The sequence below is a fragment of the uncultured Gimesia sp. genome (assembly GCF_963972345.1).
Lineage (GTDB): Bacteria > Planctomycetota > Planctomycetia > Planctomycetales > Planctomycetaceae > Gimesia.
This window is the reverse complement of record NZ_CAXAVM010000352.1, coordinates 1-2,637: the sequence shown is the minus strand read 5'-3', so window position 1 is coordinate 2,637 and position 2,637 is coordinate 1. Positions and strand designations below refer to the sequence as shown.

The 2,637-nt window shown below is 52.1% G+C and carries 4 protein-coding genes; 2 read left to right on the top strand and 2 right to left on the bottom strand.

The window, feature by feature from the left end; translation table 11 throughout:
- On the top strand, nucleotides 1–617 hold a 617-nt coding region (locus tag AACZ40_RS28950; protein WP_339677150.1), incomplete at its 5' end, for an alpha/beta hydrolase fold domain-containing protein.
- A 47-nt stretch (nucleotides 618–664) separates the two neighbouring features.
- Complete coding sequence (locus AACZ40_RS28945; RefSeq protein ID WP_291173872.1) at nucleotides 665–1,183, top strand: hypothetical protein; 519 nt, start codon at nucleotides 665–667, stop codon at nucleotides 1,181–1,183.
- A 624-nt stretch (nucleotides 1,184–1,807) separates the two neighbouring features.
- On the opposite strand, the gene AACZ40_RS28940 is transcribed toward AACZ40_RS28945, so the two are convergent.
- Together AACZ40_RS28940 and AACZ40_RS28935 are read right to left on the bottom strand one after the other, a co-directional pair.
- Nucleotides 1,808–2,290: a TIGR03067 domain-containing protein gene (locus AACZ40_RS28940; RefSeq protein WP_291173869.1), complete on the bottom strand. Its 483-nt coding sequence runs from the start codon at nucleotides 2,288–2,290 to the stop codon at nucleotides 1,808–1,810.
- 80 nt (nucleotides 2,291–2,370) lie between these two features.
- Nucleotides 2,371–2,637, bottom strand: a 267-nt coding sequence (locus AACZ40_RS28935; protein WP_339677148.1) for an SDR family oxidoreductase, incomplete at its 5' end; no start/stop codon positions are given.

Genomic DNA, 2,637 nt, shown 5'->3' with positions numbered 1-2,637 from the left:
CGCGCGGCTATACCGTGTTCGCGATTCGACCCGGTTCGATTGCGAAATTCAATGGCCCCGAGATGCTGGAAAATGTGAATCGCGGCATTCTGTGGGTCAAAGAACATGCGAAGGAATACCAGGTCGACCCGAATCGGCTGGCGATGCTGGGCGCTTCGGCCGGCGGTCACCTGGCGTGTATGGCGGCGGTTTCGGCGGCGGATGCTAAGTCTAAAACACGGGTGAAAGCGGTGGCTGTCTTTTTTCCGCCCACTGATCTGATGAACTACGGCGGCTTCAAAATAGACATCAGCGGCGAAGATCAACTCGCGCAATCAATCCGCCGACTGATCACGCCGAAAGGTTCAGAAACGATTGACGTCAGCCGCCTGGACGAACTGCGAACCGCGTTCTCCCCGGCCCGCCTGGTGAAGCCGGGCCTGCCTCCATTTCTGATCATCCATGGCACAGCGGATTTCATGGTGCCGATTCAACAGTCGCGGGTGATGGTCGCGGCCCTGCAGAAAGCGGAGGTGCCGGTAAAGTTCATCATCAAAGAAGGGGGCGGCCACCCCTGGCCCACGATCCACGAAGAAGTGGAACAAATGGCCGACTGGATCGACGGGCAGTTGAAGTAGGTACGTGGCTAGATATTTCATTATAAAACAGGTTTTGATTCGAATTTATGAAAGCAACTTTTGTACCTGGCTTACCTGGAACGGGTTCCCTTCCCGTGCATCTTCATACCGGTAAACCAACTCCCTGGTCTGAAGGGTATGTTATTCGTGTTCAACCAGATTCGGGGAAAGAATGGATTGGCAACCTGCAAGCTGGTTATGGCTATGCTACAAAGATCATCGAATGGAGTACTGCAAACGCGATCATCGTCATCGCTCATGGTGCGTCATACTTTGTCCGACCCGATCACCCTGACGAGTGGACTTACATTGATAATTCTGGCATTGACTGTTCCATTGCTCCACATGGAAAAATCGCATTACTTGCGACCTATAATGACATTATTGCCATTTCCATGAATGGATCGGAACTGTGGCGTCACTCGGTTGCCGTTGATGGAGTTGAAATCACCCGCATAGTAGATGGATTGATTTTCGGTCGAGCCTGTATGGATCCACCAGATATGTGGGTTCCCTTTATTCTTGATTTGAACAAAGGGTTTGAAGTACAGATCAGTGATGATTAATGATTCTGAGCAGGTCGTTTTAACTGCGACCTCCTGCTCGCTGCGCTCGGCCCGGATGTGCATCCGGGCTCACCCTTTTTTCTCTTGAGTGGGTCGGTTACTCAAAACACGGTCGGGCAAGCCGACAGATGGCACCCGGGGGTCTGGAATTTCGTTCGTTTTTCCTTATTTGAAGGTCTTTTTGTGATCGTTTTTTGAACCACGAAAAGCACTAACACGCACGAAAGAATCGGGTTGGTGAGAAGTATCAACCTGGGGTGGTCCCGAATGTAATTCGGGATTGTCGCAGACAACAGGAGGTTGTCAGTGAAAGTGTTCGAACGATTGATAACCTTCCAAGCTGCTTGCGGTAGGGGCGGTTCCATGTGTCCGCCCGCCTGGGGAAGATCGAACTGGTTTTAAACTCGGAACGGGACCAGATAAACCGTTCGCAGTGCGGCAAAGCAAAGTATGTCGAGACCGCGGGCGAACACATGGGTTCGCCCCTACGGGGTTGGTTTGATTGTTCTGGCTTGGTTGAGTGAGCTGCGACCTCCTGCTCGCTGCGCTCGGCCCGGATGTGCATCCGGGCTCACCCTTTTTTCTTTCGTGCGGTTTCGTGTTTTTCGTGGTCGAAATAGAATTTCAGGGACCCGTGGCTTGGCGTTGCAATTGCAGCACCACATCAGCCTCGGGTAATTTGAATACTGCGGGACGTGGTTTTCCGGTCCACTCTTTACTTTTCCAGGCACCCACGACACAAGCGACTTTGAGTTGGTCGCCGTCCAGTTCATAAATCCCTAACGCATCGCCTCCCTCCTTCCGGGCGGCATGGGAGCGGTGATCCCATATTTTTGGCTTCGCTGCGGGATCCAGATCGAAAGTTCCTGACCAGAGTTCCTTTCCATTTTGATCCAGTGCCGCGTATGTCAGATCTTTGCGAAAAACCAGTTGCGTTGCCTCTTTTGTCACTCCTGCGGGTTCACTGGAAACGATCTTCCAGGTGCCGGCGAATTGTTGCAGTGCCTGTCTGACTTCCTGTTTGGGGGGATCGGCTGCCGATAGTTCCTGCACAGGCATGATTGAAATAAACAGAAAGAAAATGGTGGATGCTAAATTCATGTTCATTTGAATGTTCCTCTCGCTATTGAAGATGATGGAAAATTAGGAAACGCGCTTTCGTCGTTATTCAGTTCTTCCGAGTCTTCTCAGCGCAGTCCTCCCGATGCCTGAATGATCTCACCGGTCAGCCAGCCGGAATCGTCAGAAGCGAGAAAAGCGACCACCCGGGCAATGTCTGCTGGTGTGCCGATGCGGTTTAAAGGAGTCATTGCGACCAGTTGTTTTTCGAAATCACTCTCGATGCCATACAGGCCCGCTGCCTGCGTTCCTTCGCTTAGCGTCGCTCCCGGATTGACAGAATTGACGCGGATTTTGCGGGAAGCCAGTTCCTTCGAAAGTACCCCGGTAATCGC

Bases quoted from the DNA above. Each gene is read 5' to 3' on its own strand.
- AACZ40_RS28945 (WP_291173872.1), top strand. From the start codon at position 665: ATGAAAGCAACTTTTGTACCTGGCTTACCTGGAACGGGTTCCCTTCCC.
- AACZ40_RS28940 (WP_291173869.1), bottom strand. From the start codon at position 2,290: ATGAACATGAATTTAGCATCCACCATTTTCTTTCTGTTTATTTCAATC.